Origin of the sequence: Amycolatopsis heterodermiae (genome assembly GCF_034929455.1) — a bacterium.
GTDB classification, from domain to species: domain Bacteria; phylum Actinomycetota; class Actinomycetes; order Mycobacteriales; family Pseudonocardiaceae; genus Amycolatopsis; species Amycolatopsis heterodermiae.
In genome coordinates, this window is the sequence record NZ_JAYFSI010000006.1 from 433,167 (window position 1) to 452,185 (window position 19,019).

At 71.6% G+C, this 19,019-nt stretch carries 18 protein-coding genes; 9 read left to right on the forward strand and 9 right to left on the reverse strand.

All coding sequences use genetic code 11. The features are described 5' to 3' along the window. The first annotated feature begins 45 nt into the window (after positions 1–45). Positions 46–1,668: a phospholipid carrier-dependent glycosyltransferase gene (locus VA596_RS26985; protein WP_323330954.1), complete on the forward strand. Its 1,623-nt coding sequence runs from the start codon at positions 46–48 to the stop codon at positions 1,666–1,668. 205 nt (positions 1,669–1,873) lie between these two features. Continuing rightward, a complete protein-coding gene (locus VA596_RS26990; RefSeq protein WP_323330955.1) occupies positions 1,874–4,570 on the forward strand; it encodes a BTAD domain-containing putative transcriptional regulator in 2,697 nt (898 codons plus the stop codon). A 55-nt stretch (positions 4,571–4,625) separates the two neighbouring features. On the opposite strand, the gene VA596_RS26995 is transcribed toward VA596_RS26990, so the two are convergent. Both VA596_RS26995 and VA596_RS27000 read right to left on the reverse strand, forming a co-directional pair. Continuing rightward, the gene (locus VA596_RS26995) at positions 4,626–5,636 is read right to left on the reverse strand and encodes an ABC transporter substrate-binding protein (protein WP_323330956.1); all 1,011 of its coding nucleotides are present in this window, start codon (positions 5,634–5,636) and stop codon (positions 4,626–4,628) included. 348 nt (positions 5,637–5,984) lie between these two features. Next, positions 5,985–6,761, reverse strand: a complete 777-nt coding sequence (locus VA596_RS27000; RefSeq protein WP_323330957.1) for a hypothetical protein — start codon at positions 6,759–6,761, stop codon at positions 5,985–5,987. Between the two features lie 139 nt (positions 6,762–6,900). Between VA596_RS27000 and VA596_RS27005 the strand changes: the two genes are divergently transcribed. Further along, on the forward strand, positions 6,901–7,548 hold the full coding sequence (locus VA596_RS27005; RefSeq protein ID WP_323330958.1) for an FG-GAP repeat domain-containing protein: 648 nt from the start codon (positions 6,901–6,903) through the stop codon (positions 7,546–7,548). Positions 7,549–7,605: 57 nt separating this feature from the next. On the opposite strand, the gene VA596_RS27010 is transcribed toward VA596_RS27005, so the two are convergent. Beyond that, a complete protein-coding gene (locus VA596_RS27010) occupies positions 7,606–8,598 on the reverse strand; it encodes a methyltransferase (RefSeq protein ID WP_323330959.1) in 993 nt (330 codons plus the stop codon). A gap of 244 nt (positions 8,599–8,842) precedes the next feature. Between VA596_RS27010 and tuf the strand changes: the two genes are divergently transcribed. Further along, the gene (tuf, locus tag VA596_RS27015; protein WP_323330960.1) at positions 8,843–10,030 is read left to right on the forward strand and encodes an elongation factor Tu; all 1,188 of its coding nucleotides are present in this window, start codon (positions 8,843–8,845) and stop codon (positions 10,028–10,030) included. Between the two features lie 38 nt (positions 10,031–10,068). Here tuf and VA596_RS27020 read toward each other — a convergent pair whose 3' ends face one another. From VA596_RS27020 to VA596_RS27035, 4 genes are read right to left on the reverse strand one after another with little or no spacing between them, the layout of a single operon-like run. Continuing rightward, entirely contained in the window at positions 10,069–12,426 is a 2,358-nt protein-coding gene (locus VA596_RS27020; protein WP_323330961.1) for an aerobic carbon-monoxide dehydrogenase large subunit, read from the reverse strand. After that, on the reverse strand, positions 12,423–12,893 hold the full coding sequence (locus tag VA596_RS27025) for a (2Fe-2S)-binding protein (RefSeq protein ID WP_323330962.1): 471 nt from the start codon (positions 12,891–12,893) through the stop codon (positions 12,423–12,425). Before VA596_RS27025 ends, VA596_RS27020 begins: the two co-directional genes overlap by 4 nt. A gap of 1 nt (position 12,894) precedes the next feature. Further along, positions 12,895–13,761 carry an FAD binding domain-containing protein gene (locus VA596_RS27030; RefSeq protein ID WP_323330963.1) on the reverse strand — a complete coding sequence of 289 codons (867 nt, stop codon included), beginning with the start codon at positions 13,759–13,761 and terminating at the stop codon, positions 12,895–12,897. Between the two features lie 57 nt (positions 13,762–13,818). Continuing rightward, positions 13,819–14,058, reverse strand: coding sequence for a hypothetical protein (locus tag VA596_RS27035; protein WP_323330964.1), 240 nt, complete (start codon positions 14,056–14,058; stop codon positions 13,819–13,821). A 125-nt stretch (positions 14,059–14,183) separates the two neighbouring features. On the opposite strand from VA596_RS27035, the gene VA596_RS27040 reads away from it, so the two are divergent. Together VA596_RS27040 and VA596_RS27045 are read left to right on the forward strand one after the other, a co-directional pair. Beyond that, positions 14,184–14,885 (forward strand): helix-turn-helix transcriptional regulator, encoded by a 702-nt coding sequence (locus tag VA596_RS27040; RefSeq protein WP_323330965.1) that lies wholly within the window; start codon positions 14,184–14,186, stop codon positions 14,883–14,885. A gap of 57 nt (positions 14,886–14,942) precedes the next feature. Then, positions 14,943–15,602 (forward strand): hypothetical protein, encoded by a 660-nt coding sequence (locus VA596_RS27045; protein WP_323330966.1) that lies wholly within the window; start codon positions 14,943–14,945, stop codon positions 15,600–15,602. An 89-nt stretch (positions 15,603–15,691) separates the two neighbouring features. Here VA596_RS27045 and VA596_RS27050 read toward each other — a convergent pair whose 3' ends face one another. Further along, on the reverse strand, positions 15,692–16,276 hold the full coding sequence (locus VA596_RS27050; protein ID WP_323330967.1) for a TetR family transcriptional regulator: 585 nt from the start codon (positions 16,274–16,276) through the stop codon (positions 15,692–15,694). Between the two features lie 97 nt (positions 16,277–16,373). Here VA596_RS27050 and VA596_RS27055 point away from each other — a divergent pair, with 97 nt between their 5' ends. Continuing rightward, positions 16,374–17,411, forward strand: a complete 1,038-nt coding sequence (locus tag VA596_RS27055; protein WP_323330968.1) for an NAD(P)-dependent alcohol dehydrogenase — start codon at positions 16,374–16,376, stop codon at positions 17,409–17,411. 53 nt (positions 17,412–17,464) lie between these two features. Continuing rightward, the gene (locus tag VA596_RS27060; RefSeq protein WP_323330969.1) at positions 17,465–17,623 is read left to right on the forward strand and encodes a hypothetical protein; all 159 of its coding nucleotides are present in this window, start codon (positions 17,465–17,467) and stop codon (positions 17,621–17,623) included. Here the strand turns inward: VA596_RS27060 and VA596_RS27065 are convergent. Continuing rightward, a complete protein-coding gene (locus tag VA596_RS27065) occupies positions 17,620–18,159 on the reverse strand; it encodes an ester cyclase (protein ID WP_323330970.1) in 540 nt (179 codons plus the stop codon). The two genes, VA596_RS27060 and VA596_RS27065, sit on opposite strands and share 4 nt — an antisense overlap. A 90-nt stretch (positions 18,160–18,249) precedes the next feature. On the opposite strand from VA596_RS27065, the gene VA596_RS27070 reads away from it, so the two are divergent. Then, on the forward strand, positions 18,250–18,924 hold the full coding sequence (locus VA596_RS27070; RefSeq protein ID WP_323330971.1) for a TetR/AcrR family transcriptional regulator C-terminal domain-containing protein: 675 nt from the start codon (positions 18,250–18,252) through the stop codon (positions 18,922–18,924). Positions 18,925–19,019 lie beyond the last annotated feature (95 nt).

Sequence of the window (19,019 nt, forward strand, 5' to 3'; positions counted from 1 at the left end):
AGAATTTGTAGCTCGCGCGGGGGACAACCAGCCCCGGTGTCCGATGTGGACAGTCCGCGAAGGACCACCACCGGGCGGCTGCGGCGGTGGGCGTTCGGGCTCGTCGTGGCCGCGCTCCTGGCCGGGATGGCCGTCGCGATGATCACGACGGCCGTGGAGCAGACGCCGACGATCGACGAGCCGGTCTACGTGGGCACGGCGGTCGTCTACCTGCAGCAGCACAGCCTGCGGTACAACCCGGAGCACCCGCCGCTGGGCAAGCTGATCATCGCGACCGGGCTGGCCTTCGCCGACGTCCACCTCGACCCGGCCTTCGACGGCGACCAGTCGCAGCTCGGCCGGCGCGTGCTGTACGAGTCGGGCAACGATCCAGCGCGGCTGCTACTCCTGGCCCGGCTCCCGGTGATCGTGCTGACGCTGCTGTTCGGCCTGGTCGTCTTCCTGTTCGCGCGTGATCTCGCCGGCCCGGTCGGTGGCTTGGCGGCGCTCGCGCTGTACGCGTTCTCGCCGGACGTCATCGCCAACGGCTCCTTGGCCACGCTCGACGTGCCGGTCGCCGGGTTCGTGCTGACGTCGGCCTGGCTGCTGTGGCGGGCCCGGGACCGTCCCGGTCTTTACCTTCCCTTGGCGGGGCTGGCCTTCGGCGCGGCGCTGGCCACGAAGATGAGCGCACTGGCCGCGGTTCCGGTGCTGCCGCCGCTCGTCGTGCTGTCCGTCCGGCACGCCCGCCGCGACGGGAGCTCCCGGATCGCCGGATCCGTCGCGGCGGTCGCCGGGGTGGCGCTGATCGCGATCGCCGTCGTGTGGATCTCCTACCTCGCCGTGGATCCACGGCTGCGCTGGGCGACACCGCCGGACCTGCCCGCCGTCCATGGTTTGGGCGTGCTCGGTGACTGGCTGCCGCTGCCCCAGCCGTACCGCGACGGCCTGCATGTCCAGTTCGGCTTCGAGGACCAGGTGTGGGGCGGCTTCCTGTTCGGCCGGCTCTACTTCGGTGCGTTGTGGTACTACCTGCCGGCCGCACTGCTGGTGAAGACGCCGCTGGGCGCGCTGGCCCTCGGGCTGGCCGGCGCCGTCGTTCTGGTGGCGGTCCGGCAGCTGCGCCCGGCCGCGCCCTACGTCCTCGTCCCGGCGGCCGTGCTGCTGATCGCGGCCATGACCGGCAGCCGCGACCTCGGCGTCCGGTACGTCATCTTCGTGCCGATGTTCCTGGCGATCGCGGCGGCCGGCGTGGTCGCGATCCGCCGGCGGTGGGCGTACGCCGCGGTGGCGGTCCTGACCGGGTTCGCCGCCGTCAGTTCTTTACGGACTTTCCCGTATTACCTGCCGTATTCCAACGAAGCGTTCGGCGGCCCGGCGGAGACCCACCTGCGCCTGCACGACTCGAACGTCGACTGGGGCCAGGACCTGGGCCGGCTGGCCGACCGCCTGAGACAGCGCTATCCCGGCGAGCGCGTCTGGCTCGTCTACAAGGGGAGTGGCGTGCCGCCGTCCTACGGCATCACCGCCGCCGACCCGCTCACCGCGCCGGCCGGGCAGGTCCACGGGCTGCTCGTGGTGTCGGATTCCGCGGCCGTCAAGGCGGACGACCGCCTGCGGGCGCTGATCGGCGGCAGCACCCCGATCGACGAGGTCGGCCACTCGATCACGATCTACCGCCGTCCCTAGGCGGGAACCACCGACGGTCCCGGTGGTGGGCGCGACCCCCAACATCCACGCCCGCCACCGGGGCGTCCCCGGCAACCCCCTCGCCGTGCCCCCAGGGTTCCCGACGCCGTCCTCGTTTCGTCCTCGCGGCGGCATCCGCGAGGCGCACCTGCGCGTTTCGGCGCCCGGACGCCGGGCGCTAGCCTGGACGGCGAGGGGTGATGCGATGAGGTTCCGGATTCTCGGGACGCTCGAAGTGCAGGCGTACGGGAGCCGGGTCGCCCTGGCGAGCCTGCGTGAGCAGCGCGCGCTCGCCGCCCTGCTGCTCAACCCCGGCTCGGTCGTCCCGGTGGAGCGTCTGGTCGACGCGCTGTGGGAGAACGAGCCGCCGGCGACGGCCGTGAAGCAGGTGCGCAACTGCGTTTCCGCCCTGCGCGGCCGGCTCGGCGAGACCGGCGGCTTGATCGTCACCGACGGCCCCGGGTACCGCCTGCAGGCCGACGCCGACGATCTCGACTCGCTGCGCTTCCGCCGTCACGTCACCGCGGCGCGGGGATTGGCCGGGCAGGCCAAGTTCGTCGACGCCATCGAAGAGATCCGCGCCGGGCTCGCCCTGTGGCGTGGCCCGGCGCTCGACGGGCTGCGGACGACCGCGCTCGCCGGCCGGGCCGCGGTGCTCGACGAACAGCGCGTCGACGCCGTCGAACTCCGGGCCGAGTGGCAGCTGCGGCTCGGCGAGACGGGTGAGGTCGTCCGCGAGCTGACCGAGTTCTGCGGTGAGCACCCGATGCGCGAGCTGTCCCACCTGCTCCTTATGCGTGCCCTCGCGAAGGAAGGCCGCTACGCCGAGGCCTCGACGCTCTTCCACGGCCTGCGCCGGCGGCTGGCCGACGAGCTCGGCGTCGATCCGAACCCCGACCTGCGGCGGCTGCACGACCGGATCCTCGCCGAAGCCACACCCGCCGAAGATCCCGAGCCGGCGGCTTCCTCGCCGGAGCATCACCACGACCGCGCGGTCACCGAGCTGGCCGAAGCCGTCACGTGGCAGTGGCGCGCCGAAGCCGAGCTGCGTTCCCTGCACCGGCCGCAGCCGATCGCCCTGCGCTGGTCGGCGCTCGCGCGCCCGGGAAGGCCGGCGATGCGGGGCGATCTCGACAACATCGCGGAGACGTTCACCGCGCTGCCCGTGCGGCAGCTGGTCGTGCTCGGCGATCCCGGTTCCGGCAAGTCCGTGCTGGCCCTGATGCTGACGCTGGAGCTGCTGCGCGCCCGCGTCCCGGGCGCGCCGGTCCCCGTCCTGTTGTCGCTGGCCTCCTGGGATCCGGGGCGCGACCACCTCGACCGGTGGCTGGCGCGCCGGCTCGCCGACAACCACCCCGCCCTGCTCAACGCGCGCGTGTACGGCCCCGACGCCCCGACCCGGCTCGTCCTCGGCGGTCACGTCGTCCCGATTCTCGACGGCCTGGACGAGATGCCGGCCGATCTGCGCGTCGCGGCTCTCGACGCTCTCGACCAGACCATGGCCGTGGGCCGCTCCCTGGTGCTGACCTGCCGCCCCGCCGAGTACGAGCAGGCCACCCGCGAATCCGCGACGGTCCTGGGCGCCGCCACCGTCGTGCGGCTCGAACCCGTGGCCCGGCAGGAGGCGATCACCTACCTCTCGGCGCGGGGGAGCGACCGCTGGCTCCCCGTGGCCGAGCGGCTGCGCCGGGACCCGGACGCGGCGCTGGCCCGAGTGCTGCGGACGCCGTTGATGGTCGACCTGGCGCGGATCGGCTACGGCCGTCCGGGCGCGGATCCCGCCGAGCTGCTCGGTGCCGAAGACGCGGGCGCGCTCGAAGGGCGGTTGCTCGACTCGTTCGTCCCCAACGCCTACGCGCAGGTGCCGCAGCCGCCGGGGCGCAACCCGAAGACCAGCCCGTCCGGGCGGTACACGGCCGAGCAGGCGACGCACTGGCTGGGGTTCCTGGCGCGGCACCTCGAACAGGCGCGCAGCCGGGACCTGGCCTGGTGGCAGCTGTACCGCGCGGTGCCCGTCGGCACCCGCTCGGGCCTGATCGGCCTGCTGATCGCGCTGTTCTTCGTCGTCACCGGCTGGCTCGACGACGGACCGGCGCTGGCCGCGATCTACGGACTTTCCTTCGGGGGCGCCGGTTATCTCACCCATCGCTTCGGCCGCCCGCCGGAGCCGCTGCGCACCGAACTGCGCTTCGCCGGGGCCACCCGGAAGTTCGCCGGCCGGTTCGCGATCGGCGCGGTCGTGGGTGTGCTGCTCGGCCTGGGCTGGTCGCTGGCCACCGGCCTGGTCGTCTTCCTCGCCCTCGTGTTCGGCCTGGTGTTCGCGGTGCACGTGTGGCTCGCGAAACCGGTCGACGCGAGCCGCGTGTCCAGCCCGGGGACGATCCTGCGCAACGAACGGACCGGCGCGATCGCGTTGTCCGTCTCGTTCCTGGTGTCGCTGGGCCTGTTCGACGGCATGGCGTTCGCGTTCACCGCGAACACCCGGTTCCTGCCGGTGCTGGGCGGCCGGTACGACCTCGCGCTGGCCGTCGCCGGCGGGATCGCGGGCGCGTCGTTCGGCTGGTTCATGGCCCGCGGTACCGCCGCGGTCTGCTACGGCCTCGCGGGCGCGATCGCCGGCGGCCAGGTGTTCCCGCCGGCGACGAACGCGGTGCTGCCGGTCGTGGTCGGCGTGTGCTTCGGCGGTGGCATCGGCCTGACCGTGCTCGTGACGCGCGCCTGGGGCAACTACTTCGTCCACCACGTCTGGCTCGCCGCGACCGGCCGGCTTCCCTGGCGCCTCATGCACTTCCTCGACGACGCCCACCGCCGCGGCGTCCTCCGCCAGGCCGGCGGGGTCTACCAGTTCCGCCACGCCCGCGTGCAGGAGCGGCTGGCCGCGGTGAGTGCGCGGAAGGGTTGACGGCCGGCCGCCGATGAGGTGCGGAGCGGGGGATCCGCACCTCATCGACGTCCGGTCAGCGCCCGACCTGCGGGCCGATCATCGTGTTGACGTCGATCGGGGACGGGATCGTGCCCAGTTGCAGCAGCAGGTCCGGCACTCGCTGGAGGCGCCGTGAGTCCAGGGTCGAGCCGTACCCCGGCAGGGTGAGCAGCTTGGCCGTGTCCTCGTCGATCTTGGCGAACCGCACCAGCAGCGGCTCGACCTTGGCGCGGTCGTTCGTGGCCTCGTGGGTGGCCTTCTGCATCGCCCGCTGGAACGCGGCGAGGGTCTTCGGGTGCTCCTGCACCCACTTCCTGGTCGCGCCGTAGCCCGTCAGCGGGAAGTCCTGGGTCGCGCCGGTGTTGATGTCGACCACGGGGATCGCGCTGGCCGTCTTGGCGGCCTGCGTGATGTACGGCTCCGGCAGGTACGCGGCGTCGGCTTCACCTTGCTGCAATGCGGCCGCGATGTTCGGCAACGGGATCAGGACCCATTTCACTTTGCTGAAGTCCACACCGTGGTCCTGCATCACCGAACGGGTGAGCAGATCCGACGCGGTGTTCTTGGCCGTGATGGCGATCTTGGCGGTGGCCAGGTCGAAGATTGTTTTCACCGGCGAATTCGGCACCGTGACGATCGCATTGGTCTTGGCGTTGACCGAGGTCGCGTCGGCGACCAGCTGCATGTCCGCGGTGCCGGTGCTCTTCGCGGTGAAGAACGGCGGGTAGGTCGAGAACGCGATGTCGGCCTCGCCCGAGATCGACTTCGCGAGCGAAGCCTGACCGCTGGCGGCGACGACGGACTCGACGTTGAGCCCTTCGTCCTTGAAGAACCCCTCGTCCTGGGCCAGCCAGAACGGCCCGAGGTCGGTGGTGGGCAGGATCGAAACCTTCAACGTCGACTTCTCCAGGCCGCCGCTGCCTGACGATGCTTTCGAGGTGTCCATCCCTAGTGCGCCGCAGCCGGACACGACCATGACGGTCGCGAGGGCGAGTGCGGCGTGACGTGTGCGATGCCGGCCAGTGTGCCTGGCGATTCGAAACAAGGCCTGCTCCTTGACGGAGGTCACGGTTGATGTACCGAATCCGGGGAAGACGCGTGAATAAGTCCCGGGAGTCAGGCAGGCCACTGTAGGTACCCGTGACATCGCTTGACAACGCGTCAGTACATCGGGCGAGGAATTTCACCAGAATGGCCGCGTGAATAGTTGATCAATTGTCGTTGTTTGATCATCGAATATTGCGGGATGCTACGAATATACGTGATCAAAGGGTGGTTGACCCCGACTTTCTGCGCGAAAGGGTGGCGAAACCGCGGAATCAACAGGGTTCAAAGGTTGTCACGGAGAGTTACCGGCGCGACCGGCGAATACGATTAATCGCAATGCGGTTAATCAGGAGAAATCCTCGATCATGTCGGGGAAATTTTCCGTGTAGCCCAGGAGTAGCAGCGGTCGCTGGGGCAGCAGGGCGGCCAGTTCGGCCCAGCCGGCGGCGCCGGGTGCCCCGAAGAGGTGCTTCAGGTCGGCGACCACGGCCTCGGCCTCTTTCGCGGACGGGGCGGCCGCCCGGTCGAACCCGAGCAGGGACGCGCCGATCCCGATGTGGCGGTAACCGTGTCCGGCCATCCGGCGGATGACCGCGTGGTTCTGGAAGACGTTCCAGTCGCTGGTGAAGTAGCCGTTCGGGAGGCCTGCGACGGCGAGGTCGTCACGGGACACGGGCGCCCGCTGTACGAGGACGACGTCGTCGAGGAAGGTGTCCGGGGTGCGGTTGACCGCGACCAGCGCGGCGACGTCGGCTTCGCCGCCGAGGCGCTCGCCGGGCAGGTCGTCCCACGCGACCCGTTCGGCGGGATCTTCCAGGGCGGCGGCGACGTGGGTGGCCCGGGCGTCGTCCGCCCGGCGTTGCGCGGCGGGGTCGTCCTCGTCCGGGTCGCCGGCGTCGAACCAGAGCCGGTCGTCTTCGGAAGCGTGTCCGCTCGTGTAGGCGCACTGGCCGACGTCGTCGAGCGTGCAGAGGATCCGCGCCGGACCGTGTTCGGTGCGCAGGCCGGCGAGGACTTCGAGCAGCTCGGTGAACGTGGCGACCTCGTCGAGCCGCGCGACGGTGTTCGTGTTCAGCCGTCCCCGCAGCACCTTCTCGGACGGTGCGTAGCGCGTCACTCGCATGGGCGTGATCTTGCCAGTGCCCCCGGGGTTGCGTCCGTGTGGCACATCGCACTCCCGGTGCACTCGACCCGACAGTGAGCGTCTTTCCTGGCGAGAAGGATTTCGGTGAAAAGATCACCGAATCACGGAGGGAGATCTCATGAACCGCACCGGACTCGTCCGCACCGCCGCCGTCGCCGGCCTGGCCGCCGCGCTCGGCCTCACCGCCGCCGCACCGGCGCTGGCCGCGGAACCGATCACCACGGTCGCCGACCTGAACGGCGACGGGCAGCCCGAGACCGTGACCGCGCAGCTGACCGGCGAGGGCGACCAGCTGATCTCGGCCACGGTGAACGGGACGTACACGTCGATCCACCTGCCGGCCGACAGCCAGTTCGGCATCCAGGCCCCGCGAGTGACCGACCTCAACGGCGACGGCTGGGCCGAACTGATCGTCGCGCAGTCCATCGGCGCCAACACGACGTTCTACTCGGTCCTGCACTACGACGGCCGCAACCTGAGCCAGGTCGTCGGAGCCGACGACAAGCCCTTCACGGTCGCCGAAGGCGGCGGCATCGCCGCCCACCTGGGCTACCAGTGCACCCCCTTCGAGGGAGGCCGCGCATTCGCGACGGTAGCCGCCGAGACGGACGACATCAGCCGCCCGGTGGACCAGCTCACCTACTCGGGCAAGCGCACGGTCTACACCCTCCGGGACGGCGCGCTGAGCATCCAGGACACGACGCCCTTCAGCGGCCGCAAGCTGACGGACCCGGTGCTCACCGAGGATCCCGCCAGCTGCGCCTGACCATCCGCAAGTCCGTGAAGGCCACATCGAGGGACTCAGAGTCCCTCGATGTGGCCTTCACGGACAGCTGGACTCGACGCCGAACTCCAGTGCCAGCCGGCCTGCCGTCACCGGCATCGCACCGCGGAACACGAGTCCGCACTCGGTGCACAGCTCGATCAGCTCGTCCAGGGTTCTTTCCTCGCCGCCGAAGCACATCAGCATGAACAGGTCGATTCCGGTGTGGGCGCCGTGCCCTCGTACCGGTTCGATCAGCACCACCGTGGCGTCCGGGGCGGCGGCCCGGCGGCAGCCGGTCAGGATCGTGCGGGCGTGGTCGTCGTCCCAGTTGTGCACGATGTCGGACAGCAGGTAGGCGTCGGCGCCCGCCGGGAGCGGGTCGAAGAAGCTGCCCGCCACGGTGCTCACCCGGTCGCCGAGGCCGTCGGCGGCGAACCGCTCGGCGGCCGCGGCCGCGGTGGGTGCGAGGTCCAGCAGCGTGCCCCGGACACCGGGGTGGGCGTGCAGGATCTCCCTGAGCAGCGGCCCGTCGCCGCCGCCGACGTCGACGATGTGGGGGAACCGGCTCCAATCGAAATCCCGGGCGATCAGCGGGGCCTGTTCGCGGAAGCGCCAGTTCATCTGGGCGTCGAACGAGCTCCGCAGTTTCGGGTCGGCGTCGAGGTCCGCCCAGAAGCCGCGCCCGTACCGGCGTGGGTAGGCCGGTTCGCCGGTGGTGATCGTCTCGAGAAGGTCGGTGAACGCGAGTTCGGCACGGCCGCCGGCGCAGGTGATGTCGAGCAGCCGCTTGACCCCGTCGTCGCCCAGCTGCGCGCCGAGCGCGGTCGGCCGGTACCGCGCGGACTCCGGGTCGAACGCGAAAACCCCGGCGGTGACGAGGTGGTCGAGCAGGCGCCGGAGGACTCGCGGTGGGGTTCCGGTCGCGGCGGCGAGGTGCTCCGCGGTCGCTCCCGCGACGCCCGCGTGCTCCGCCAGGCCGAGGGTCGCCGCGACGCGGACGGCCATCGGGGTGGCCAGATCGGCCAAGGTCATGATCGACAGCTCGCTCATGCCCAGATCGTAAAACGGGATGACACGGCACCCCGGCCGTGGCACGCTTCCCGCCATGTTCCCCGTGTCCGATAGCGCGACGTTCGCAGGCGTGTCCCTGCCGAGCGCCCTGTCGGCACGGCTGCTGACCGGCGCTCGAAGCTGACCCTTCCCCGATTCCCCTGTCCTGACGCGGAACCGCCGGGGGAGGGTCGACGCGTTCGCCCGGTTTCGCGCAATCACCCCGTCAGTACAGGGAAAGACCATGACCAAGCAGCAGTACGTGCGGACCAAGCCGCACCTGAACATCGGCACGATGGGGCACGTCGACCACGGCAAGACCACCCTCACCGCGGCCATCACCAAGGTGCTCGCCGAGCAGGGCGGGAACAACTCCTACGTCGCCTTCGACCGCATCGACCGCGCGCCGGAGGAGATCGAGCGCGGCATCACGATCACCATCGCGCACGTCGAGTACGAGACGGCCACCCGGCACTACGCGCACGTCGACATGCCGGGCCACGCCGACTACGTCAAGAACATGATCACCGGCGCGGCCCAGCTCGACGGCGCCGTGCTGGTCGTCTCGGCGCAGGACGGCGCGATGCCGCAGACGCGGGAGCACGTCGTGCTCGCGCGGCGGATCGGGGTCGAGCACCTCGTGGTGGCGCTCAACAAGGCCGACCTCGCCGACGACGAGGACCTGCTCGACCTGGTCGAGCTGGAGGTCCGGGAGCTGCTGACCCGCTACGGGTTCGACGGCGACGCCGTGCCGGTGGTCCGCGTGTCGGGGCTGCGCGCGCTCGAGGGCGAACCGCTGTGGACGCACCGGATCCTGGACCTGCTCGCCGCCGTCGACGAGCACGTGCCGATCCCGCCGCGGCGGCTCGACCTGCCGTTCCTGATGCCGATCGAGAACGTCCTGACCATCACCGGCCGCGGCACCGTCGTGACCGGCGCGGTGGAGCAGGGCACCCTCGCGGTCGGCGAGACGGTCGAGGTGATCGGGCTCGGCCCGGCGGTCACGAGCGTGGCCACCGGGCTGGAGACGTTCGGCAAGCCGATGGAGCGCGCCGAGGCGGGGGACAACGCCGCGGTGCTGCTGCGCGGGGTGAAGCGCGGCGAGGTCCGGCGCGGCCAGGTCGTCTGCCTGCCGGGCAGCGTCCGGCCGCACACGCGGTTCCGCGCGGACGTCCACGTGCTGTCGGCCGCGGAAGGGGGCCGGCGGACGCCGTTCGCGGCGAACTACCGGCCGCAGTTCCACTTCCGCACCAGCGACGTCGTCGGCGCGGTCACCCTCGCCGAGGGCATCGCGGTGGTCCGGCCGGGTGAGGCGGCCGAGCTGACCGTCGAGCTCGGGCTGCCGATCGCGATAAGCCCGGGTCTCGGCTTCGCCATGCGCGAGGGCCGCCTGACCGTGGCCGCCGGGACCGTCACGGAGGTCCTGGACTGAACCGGCGGCTCCGCCCGGAAACCCGGGCGGGGCCGCCGTCACGTGATCGCCAGGTCCGTCCGAAGTGGACGGCCCTGCATCGCGCACCACACCGCCGCCGGGGTCAGCGGCATGTCCGCGTGCCGCACCCCGTACGGCCGCAAGGCGTCGACGACGGCGTTGACCACGGCGGCGGGGGAGCCGACCGTCGCGGACTCGCCGATGCCCTTGGCGCCGATCGGGTGGTGCGGGGACGGCGTGCACGTCTCGCCGAGTTCCCACGACGGGCACTCCAACGCCGTCGGCAGCAGGTAGTCCATAAAGGACCCGCCGAGGTGATTGCCGTCGTCGTCGAACGCGATCAGCTCCATCAGCGCCATGCCGATCCCGTCGGCGAGGCCGCGGTGGACCTGCCCGGCCACGATCGCCGGGTTGATCCGCACCCCGCAGTCGTCGACGGCGACGAACCGGCGCACCGCCACCTGCCCGGTCCCGGGATCCACGTCCACCACGCAGATGTAGGCGCCGAACGGGTAGGTCAGGTTCGGCGGGTTGTACACACAGGACGCGTCCAGCTGGCCCTCGACGCCTTCGGGCAGCGCCAGGTCCGAGTGCGCGGCGCGGGCGATCTCGCGCATCGTGACGCCCTGCCCCGGCACCCCGCGGACGAACCAGCGCCCGGGCTCCCACTCCAGGTCGTCCGGGCTCACCTCGAGCATCGCCGACGCGACCAGCTGCGCCCGCGCCCGCACCTTCCGCGCGACCAGCACGGTGGCGGCGCCGGACACCGGCGTCGAGCGCGAGCCGTAGGTGCCGAGGCCGAACGGCGTGCGGTCGGTGTCCCCCTGCACCACTTCGACCTCGTCGGTCGGGAGGCCCAGCTCGTGCGCCACGATCTGGGCGAACGTCGTTTCGTGCCCCTGCCCTTGGGACATGCACGACAGCCGCAGCACGGCGGAACCGCTCGGGTGCACCCGCAGCTCGGCGCCGTCGGCCATGCCGAGGCCCATGATGTCCATGTGCTCGCGCGGGCCCGCGCCGACGGCCTCGGTGAAGAAGCTCAGCCCGATGCCCATCAGCTCACCGCGTTCCCGCTTCTCCTTCTGCTCCCGGCGGAGGTCGTCGTACCCGGCGATCCCCTTGGCCAGCGCCAGCGCCGCGGGGTAGTCGCCGGAGTCGTACTCCCAGCCGGTCGCGCAGGTGTAGGGGAACTGCCCGGGCCGCAACAGGTTCCGCTCCCGCAGCTCCGCCGGGTCGAGGCCGAGGTCGTAGGCCAGGACGTCCATCATCCGCTCGACCAGGTAGACGGCTTCGGTGATGCGGAAGGAACACGCGTACGCCACGCCGCCGGGGGCCTTGTTGGTGTGGACGCCGGTGACCGCGCAGTGCGCCGCCGGCAGGTCGTAGGAGCCGGTGAAGACCTGGAAGAACCCGGCCGGGAACTTGGACGGCTGGGCGGTGCCGTTGAACGCGCCGTGGTCGGCCAGCACCCGTACCCGCAGGCCGAGCAGCTTCCCGCCGCGCGTGGCCGCGATCTCGCCGTGCATGTGGTAGTCGCGGGCGAACGACGTGCTCATCAGGTTTTCGGAGCGGTCCTCGACCCACTTGACCGGCCGTCCGGTGACCATCGTGGCGGCCACGGCGCACAGGTAACCGGGGTACATCCCGACCTTGTTGCCGAACCCGCCGCCGATGTCCTGGGCGACGATCCGGATCCGGTGCTCGGGCAGGCCGGTCACCATCGAGTAGAGTAGCCGGTGCGCGTGCGGCGCCTGCGCCGTGGCCCAGACGGTGAGCTTCCCGGTGACCGGGTCCAGCTCGGCGACCGCGCCGCAGGTCTCCATCGGCGCCGGGTGCACGCGCGGGTAGAGCATGTCCTGCGTCGCGACGACGTCCGCGCGGGCGAAGGCGTCGTCGGTCGCCGCGGCGTCGCCGGACTCCCAGTCGAAGATCCGGTTGTCCGTACGGCCTTCGACGTCGTCGCGGATCAGGGCGGCGCCGTCGTCGAGGGTGGTCCGCGCGTCGGCGACCACCGGCAGCGGCTCGTACTCGACGTCGATCAGCTCGAGCGCGTCCCTTGCGGCGTAACGGTCTTCGGCGACGACGAACGCGACCTCCTGGCCCTGGAACCGCACCTTGTCGGTGGCCAGCACGGCCTGGACGTCGTGGGACAGCGTCGGCATCCACGCCATGCCGCGCTCGGCGAGCATCGCGCCGGTGAGCACGGCCCGGACCTTCGGGTGCGCCTCGGCCGCGCTGGTGTCGATCGCGACGACCCGGGCGTGCGCGTGCGGGCTGCGCAGGATCGCGCCGTGCAGCATCCCGGGCCGGGTGACGTCGTCGAGGAACGTGCCGCGCCCGCGGACGAACCGGCCGTCCTCCTTGCGGCGCAGGGAACCGTGGCCGTTCGCGGTCATGTCTCACCGTCCGGGTGCTCGGCGGCCCAGCGGACCGCGCGGACGATGTTCTCGTAGCCGGTGCAGCGGCACAGCTGCCCGGAGATGGCCTCGCGGATGGTGCCCTCGTCCGGGTCGGGGTCGCGGTCCAGCAGCCAGCGCGCGGTCATCAGCATCGCCGGGGTGCAGAACCCGCACTGGACGCCGTGGCAGGCGACGAACCCCTGCTGCACCGGGTCGAGCCGCGGGCCGTCGGCGAGGTCCTCGACGGTCCGGACGCGCTTGCCGTCGGCCATCGCCGCGAGCACCGTGCAGGACTTGACCGGCAGCCCGTCGAGCCAGACCACGCAGGTGCCGCAGTTGGAGGTGTCGCAGCCCCAATGCGTGCCGGTCAGGCCGAGCTCGTCGCGCAGGAAGTGCACCAGCAGCAGCCGCGGCTCGACACTGCGCCGGTACGGCTCGTCGTTGACGGTCACGGTGATCTCCACGTCACCCCGCCCGCCGGTCGTGGGCCCGGTGCAGGGCCCGGGTGGTCAGCTGCGCGACGAGGTGCCGCTTGTAGTCGGCGGGCCCGCGCTGGTCGGCGGCGGGGGAGCAGTGCGCGGCGGCGATCGCGCCGGCCTCTTCGAACCGCTCCGGCGTCGCCGGGCCGCCGTGCAGGAAGTCTTCGGCCTCGACGGCTACGAAGTGTGACGCGCCGACCGCGGTCAGCCCGAGCCCAGCCTCGACGACCACACCGCCGTCCACCCGCAGCGACGCGCCGACCGCGGCGATCGCCCAGTCGCCGGCCCGCCGGCCGACCTTGGCGTACGCGCTCCCCGTGCCGTCGCGGATCGGCAGCCGCAGCTGGACCAGCAGCTCACCCGGCCCGACGGCGGTCTCGTACGGCCCGGTGAAGAACTCCCGCACGGGCACCACCCGCGTTCCGTCCACCCCCTCGACGACGGCCTCGGCGCGGACGGCGGTGAACGCGGCCGACAGGTCCTCCGACGGGTCGGCCTGGCACAGCGAGCCCCCGACGGTCCCGCGGTTGCGCACGATCGGGTCGGCGACCACGCGTTCGGCGTCGTGCAGGATCGGGAACAGCCGTCCGGCTTCGGCCGATTCGAGCAGCTCGGCGTGCCGGACCAGGGCGCCGATCCGCAGCTCGCCGCCGACGACCTCGATCCGGGACAGCTCGCTGAGCTCGTTGATGTCGATCAGGGCCTCGGGCCGCGCCAGGCGCAGCTTCATCATCGGGATGAGGCTGTGCCCGCCGGCGATCACCCGGCCCTCGGGGCCGTACTTGGCCAGCAGCTCGAGGGCGTGCCCGACACTGGTGGCCCGCTCGTACTCGAACTGCGCCGGCACCTGCATGACCGTGGATCGTTCCCGGCGCGCGGGTGGTCCGCAACAGTGGATTAAGGGAACGCTTCAGACGTCGGCGCGGGCCTGGGTCCACCGCAGGGCCTGGTGCCACTCCGCGATCAGCGCCTCGTCGTCCGCGAAGGTCGGGGTCGTGCCCACCGGGACCCACGTCTGGTCCATCAGCTCGCCGGCCTCGACGCGCTGGACCGTGATCCCGGTGTACTCCAGCACCTCGGTACCGAACTCGGCCGGGGCGGAGACCGCGCGGGTGCCCAGCCGCAGCCGCACCTGTCGTTCGCCCGTCACCGACCACCCTCCCCTTCATTCTCGACAGTGCTGTCGCGAATGGGCCGGGTTGTGTAACAGCCCGAGCCGGTGAATTGCGGTGAGCGGCCGGAATCGGCCGGTGGACGGCAGATAAATTAGCTGTCGTGAATCGCACTGAACGGCTGTACGCCCTCGTGGAAGAACTTCGGGCCATTTCGCCGCGGCCGCGCAGCGCGACCTGGCTGGCGCGCCGGTTCGAGGTCAGCGTCCGGACGGTCGAACGGGACCTCGACGCGCTGCGGGAGTCCGGCGTCGCCATCCGGAGCGACACGGGGCGTAACGGTGGGTACAGCCTGGACCGCGAGCGCACCCTCCCGCCCGTGACGCTGACCGCGCGCGAGGCCCTGGCGATCAGCGTCGCGCTGCGGGCCGCGTCGGCCACGCCGTTCGCGGACGCGGCGCGGCGGGCGGCCCAGAAGGTCCTGGCCGTCCTGCCCGCCGACGTGCGCCGCCGGGAGGACGCGCTGGCCGCCCGGGTGCACCGGGTCGGCCCGCACCCCGACCTGCCGGTGATCAGCGGCGCGGTGGCGGACACGGTCGAGGACGCCGTGGTGGCGAGCCGCGTGCTGCACCTGACCTACACGGACCGGGCGGGGGCGATCTCCGAGCGTGACGTCGAGCCGATGGGCCTGCTGTGGGGCCCGCACGGCTGGTACCTGGTCGCGTGGTGCCGGTGGCGCGAGGGCGTGCGGGGGTTTCAGCTGCACCGGATCGCCGCCGCCGCGCCGACCGGCGAGCCGTTCCGCCCGCGCGAGGCGGAGTGGGCCGCGGAATTGGACCGGCTGGACGCCGAAGCCCTGCGCTGAAATGTGACGGCGAACACCGACAGGACGGTGTCGCGGTCCTGCTGAATCGTGGCCGGTATGGAAACCAACGAAGAACGGATGCGGCAGTGGTGCCGCATGTGGAACGAGGACCCCGCGCTGGCGCACGAGCTGATGAGCCCCGCCTGCGTGCAGTGGTCCGGGCAGACGCCGGGCCTCGACGGCGTGGTCGGGCCCGCCGAGCAGGTGCGGTTCCTGGAGGGCTACCGCGCCAAGCACGTCAACATCTTCCGCCCCCGGGTGCTCGCCGACGGCGGTGACCACTTCGCCTACCTGTGGGACGTCGACAAGGCCGACGGCCATAAGCTGACCGGCTTCGACTTCAACATCCGCCACGGCGACCGGATCGCGGAGAACTGGACGTTCGTGGGGGAGCGGCGCGACCCCACGCCCGACCCGGCCTATTCCGGCGGCGACCTGGACAAGGTCCTCGACAGCTGGCTCCGGTGGCGCGCAGGTGACCCGGTGGACGTGCTCACCGAGGACTTCGGCTACTTCTCCGGCGCGGCGGGCCCGCTCGCGCGGCCGGAACCCGCGGCCCTGACACCGCACCGCGAGCCCATCGTGGATCCGGACCGGGGCACGGTCGCGTTCCTGTGGACCGGCCCCGCGGCAAGCGGCGCCGACCTGCTGTCGGTGCGTGAGGGGCGGGTTGCCCGGGCGTGGTCGCTGACCGGGACCCGGCCATTCGGCTACTGAGTCGCGGGTGCGGTGGCACGTCGGCTGCTGTCCGTGCGCGACGGTCGGGTTGCCCGTGCCTCGTCCCTGACCGGCACCCGGTCGTTCCGCTACTGACCGTCGGGTGCGACCGCGCGCCGGACGCTCTCCCTCAGGAGCGTCCGGCGTTGCTCGTGCAGCTCCGGTGGCTCCTCGGCGTTGGCGGCGTAGACGTTGCTGACCGGCGACCAGGCCATGGACATCGCGATCACCATCGCCATCAGGTCGAACGGGTCCCCGGCCCGGACGAGCCCCGCGGCCTGCGCGTCGGCGATCGCGCCCAGCTTCTCGGCGTCGAGGCGGTCGGCCTGCTCGACGAGGTGCCCGGCCGGGCGGCGTTCCAGGCGGACCCAGGTGGCCAGCCGGATCAGGTCGGGGCGGCGGAGGTACTCGTCGTACAGGCGGACGGCCCAGTCCGCGAGGTCGCCGGCGTCGATCGGGACGACGTTGCGGATCGAGTCCATCGAATCCATGAAGATCGCGTCGAACAGCTCTTCCTTGCTGCCGAAGTAGGCGTAGAGCTGCGCCTTGTTCGTGCGGGCCGCGGCCACGATCCGCTCGACGCGCGCCCCGGCCAGCCCGTACTGGGCGAATTCCTGGGTCGCGACGTCCACGATGCGCTGTTTCGTCGCGGCACCGCGCGAGGTCAGGGGCATGGCCTCCACGATAACAACAGACCAGTCGGTTTGCCGGATCGCGGATCCTCGGCTACGGTCAAACAGACCGAACAGTCTGTTTGCTTGAGGAGGAACCATGAGGACAACCGTGGGCTGGCAGGCCGGCCCCGCCGGCGCCGAGCTGCACCAGGTACCGCTCGAGCGCCGTGACCTCCGCCCGGACGACGTCGCCGTGCGCGTGGACTACTGCGGGGTCTGCCACAGCGACCTCCACGCGCTGCGGCGCGACGGCCGGGACACGTCGCTGGTGCCCGGCCACGAGTTCACCGGCGTGGTGACCGAAGTGGGGAGCGGCGTCACGAGGTTCGCCGCCGGGGACGCGGTCGCCGTCGGCAACATCGTGGACTCGTGCGGCGAGTGCCCGATGTGCGAGCGGGGGCAGGAGAACTTCTGCCACGAGTTCCCGACCCTGACCTACGACGGCACCGACCGCCACGACGGCTCCACCACCCTCGGCGGCTACTCCCGCGAGTACGTCGTCCGCGAGGGGTTCACCTACCCGCTGCCAGCGGGGCTCGACCCGGCGGCCGCGGCACCGCTGCTGTGCGCGGGGATCACCGTCTGGGAACCGCTGCGGGCGCTCGGAGTCGGGCCGGACAGCCGGGTCGCGGTGGCCGGGCTCGGCGGCCTGGGGCACCTCGCGGTCAAGCTCGCCGTCGCGCTCGGGGCCGAAACCACCGTCCTCAGCCGCTCGGCGGACAAGGCGGAGGACGCCCGCCGCCTCGGCGCCCACGACCTGATCGTCTCGACCGACGAGCGGCAGCTGGCCGCGGCGCGGGACCGGTTCGACGTCGTCCTCGACACGATCGCGGTGCCCCACGACCTCGGGCCGTACCTGAAGCTCGTCGCCCTGGACGGCACGCTCGGCGTCGTCGGGTACCTGGGCCCGGTCACCGTCCCGATGATGGACCTGCTGGCCGGCCGCAAGCGGCTCGGTTCGGCGGGCAGCGGCGGGCGTCCCGCGACCGCGGAGATGCTGGCGTTCTGCGCCGAGCACGACGTCACCGCCGACATCGAGCTGCTGCCCTCGAAGCAGGTCAACGAGGCGCTCGAACGGCTCGGCCGCAACGACGTCCGCTACCGGTTCGTGCTCGACCTCTCCGACCTGTCCTGACGGTTTGCGCTTACCGGTGCGGGGTATCCGCCGGCAGGCGAAGGGAGAGAACCATGGGATTGCTCGTCGGGTTGCTCGTCGTGTGGGTGGTGCTGATCGTGCTCGGCCTGGCGATCAAGAGCCTGTTCTGGCTGTTGTTCGTCGGGATCGTCCTGTTCGTGGCGACCGGTGTCATCGGTTTCGTCAAGCGGAAGACGCTCGGCCGCAATTAACCGAGCAACCGCGGGTCCGGCTCGCCGCCGGCTTCGCCCAGGGCGCCGAAAACCGCACGTGCCAGGGTGACCAGGTCCTTCGGGTTCTTCTTGTCGAGCCCGCCCACGAGCTGTTTCAGCACCGTCAGCTGGTCGAAGTAGACGCGCTCGGTGACCAGGTTCTCGTGCTCGTCGAACACGAAGAACGCGGTCATCCGGGTGCGGTGCCTGCTGCCGGTCGCGGGGATCTTGCCCAGCGGCCCGAGATGGGTCCCGGTCAGCCAGAACTCCACGACCACGGCGTCGGCGGTGTGCCGCAGCGCGATGATCTCGTGGTCCTGGTCCGGGAAGGCGACGCGGGTGTCGTGGTAGTAACCGCGCACCTCGCCGTCGCCGTCGTGCACCGTCATCGACGCGATCAGCTCGTAGTGCGGGTGCGGGAACGTCTCGAGTACGTCGTCCCAGGCCTGCCGCACCTCGTCGTGGAAGTGGTCGAGGACGAGCTTTTCGCGTGCGTGCAGCACGTCTTCCGGCGGCAGGGTGTAGGCGGTCGTCATCCGGGGTCCTCTGTGTCGCGGTTAAAACCTACGCCGTAGGTATGTGCTGACCGTAGACCTACGCTGTAGGTTTTGTCCAGGAGGTGCGTGATGGACACCCGGACCGGACCGCCGCGGCGAGGACGGCCGCGGCGCGGGCAGGAACCGTTGTCGCGGCGGCGGATCGTCGACGCGGCGATGGCGCTCGCCGAAGCCGAGGGCGTCGAACGGCTGACCATGCGCGGCGTCGCCAAGCACCTCGGGGTAGACGCGATGAGCCTCTACAACCACGTCGCGAGCCGGGACGCGCTGCTCGACGCCATCACCGAAGCGGTACTGGCCGGCTTGCGCCTGCCCGCGCCCAGCGGCGACCTCGAGGCCGACGTCCGGGCGGTCGCGGGCGCTTTCCGCTCGGCCGCGCAGCAGTACCCGCGCTGCGCGACGCTGGTGCTCACCCGCCAGCTCGGCGCGCCCGCGGCACTCGGGCCGACCGAGGCGGTGCTGGCCGTCCTCGACCGGGCCGGGTTCCCGCCCGGCCGCGCCGTGCACGCGCTGCGGACGGCGCTCGCCTTCCTCGTCGGTTCCCTGATGCGGGAAGTGTCCGCGGGGCCGGCTTTCAGCGGCGCCGACGTCGAAGGCGCCCAACAGCGGGAAGTGGAGCTGCGGGCTTCGGGGCTGCCGCACGTGGCGGCGGCCGCGCCGGACCTCGCGGTCTGCGACCACGACGAAGAGTTCGAATTCGGCCTGGCCGCACTGGTCGCCGCGCTGGAGGCCGTCCGCGGCTGACGGGCATCACGGTGCGTGCCGATGCGTGCCCCGGCCGGGGCGAACTGCTGGTGCGCCCCGGTGAAAACGTGCCGGAATGGTGATTCCACACCTTG

What these genes read in the sequence shown, in the direction of transcription:
- VA596_RS26990 (WP_323330955.1), top strand. Translation starts at nt 1,874, where the DNA reads ATGAGGTTCCGGATTCTCGGGACGCTCGAAGTGCAGGCGTACGGGAGC.
- VA596_RS27000 (WP_323330957.1), bottom strand. Translation starts at nt 6,761, where the DNA reads ATGCGAGTGACGCGCTACGCACCGTCCGAGAAGGTGCTGCGGGGACGG.
- VA596_RS27005 (WP_323330958.1), top strand. Translation starts at nt 6,901, where the DNA reads ATGAACCGCACCGGACTCGTCCGCACCGCCGCCGTCGCCGGCCTGGCC.
- VA596_RS27010 (WP_323330959.1), bottom strand. Translation starts at nt 8,598, where the DNA reads ATGAGCGAGCTGTCGATCATGACCTTGGCCGATCTGGCCACCCCGATG.
- tuf (WP_323330960.1), top strand. Translation starts at nt 8,843, where the DNA reads ATGACCAAGCAGCAGTACGTGCGGACCAAGCCGCACCTGAACATCGGC.
- VA596_RS27020 (WP_323330961.1), bottom strand. Translation starts at nt 12,426, where the DNA reads ATGACCGCGAACGGCCACGGTTCCCTGCGCCGCAAGGAGGACGGCCGG.
- VA596_RS27030 (WP_323330963.1), bottom strand. Translation starts at nt 13,761, where the DNA reads ATGCAGGTGCCGGCGCAGTTCGAGTACGAGCGGGCCACCAGTGTCGGG.
- VA596_RS27045 (WP_323330966.1), top strand. Translation starts at nt 14,943, where the DNA reads ATGGAAACCAACGAAGAACGGATGCGGCAGTGGTGCCGCATGTGGAAC.
- VA596_RS27050 (WP_323330967.1), bottom strand. Translation starts at nt 16,276, where the DNA reads ATGCCCCTGACCTCGCGCGGTGCCGCGACGAAACAGCGCATCGTGGAC.
- VA596_RS27055 (WP_323330968.1), top strand. Translation starts at nt 16,374, where the DNA reads ATGAGGACAACCGTGGGCTGGCAGGCCGGCCCCGCCGGCGCCGAGCTG.
- VA596_RS27060 (WP_323330969.1), top strand. Translation starts at nt 17,465, where the DNA reads ATGGGATTGCTCGTCGGGTTGCTCGTCGTGTGGGTGGTGCTGATCGTG.
- VA596_RS27065 (WP_323330970.1), bottom strand. Translation starts at nt 18,159, where the DNA reads ATGACGACCGCCTACACCCTGCCGCCGGAAGACGTGCTGCACGCACGC.
- VA596_RS27070 (WP_323330971.1), top strand. Translation starts at nt 18,250, where the DNA reads ATGGACACCCGGACCGGACCGCCGCGGCGAGGACGGCCGCGGCGCGGG.